The sequence below is a fragment of the Vibrio sp. 10N.261.52.A1 genome, assembly GCF_002876325.1.
GTDB lineage: Bacteria > Pseudomonadota > Gammaproteobacteria > Enterobacterales > Vibrionaceae > Vibrio > Vibrio chagasii.
This window is the reverse complement of record NZ_MCYD01000143.1, coordinates 1-624: the sequence shown is the minus strand read 5'-3', so window position 1 is coordinate 624 and position 624 is coordinate 1. Positions and strand designations below refer to the sequence as shown.

The 624-nt window shown below is 50.0% G+C and carries 1 pseudogene; it reads right to left on the bottom strand.

The features are described from left to right. Positions 1-624 (bottom strand): annotated as a pseudogene (locus tag BCT81_RS01975) (molecular chaperone DnaK); the annotation flags it as partial.

The window sequence follows — 624 nt, the reverse complement described above, 5'->3', positions numbered from 1 at the left end:
GTCAGGATCAACATCGACCATTACACCGTTTTGGATCGCAGTATCGTGAGCGATTTGATCGTGTGTTGAAGTCAGTAGGTTAAAACGAACCGGTTCGCCCAGCGTCAAAGAGAAACGACGACTGTTCAAACGGATTTCTTGGCCTTCTTCGGTACCTTTAGCAAGTAGACACAGTGCTTTACCCATCTTGTTCTTTTCTTGTAGATGTAAGAAATAAGAGCGAGCAGCACCACCCCCGATTTTAAGTTGGGCACCGCGGCGTGCCTTACCAAACGCAACCGCGCCAAGGGCAACAGACCAATCTGGGTGAGGGTTATCTAATACTGTGATTGGAGCGCCGTTCCAGTTGCCTAGGAGCTGAGTAATACGCTCTGTAACAAGCTCACTGTTGAACACACCGCCGTTAAGCAGCACACCGACAGGGATAGCAGGTTTCGTGTCATCGAACTCAATAGAGTCAGAGTTTTCCAGTGCAGCTTTAGACACTTGTTGGTGTGTCGTCAGGAATTCTGCAACGTGTTTACTGACTGCAGGATCGGCAACGTAAGGCAGGCCGAATTCGACTACGGCGCTGCGACGCTTGTCTGGCGTTTCGGTAAACTCAGACAGTGGGAAGAAGCCTTC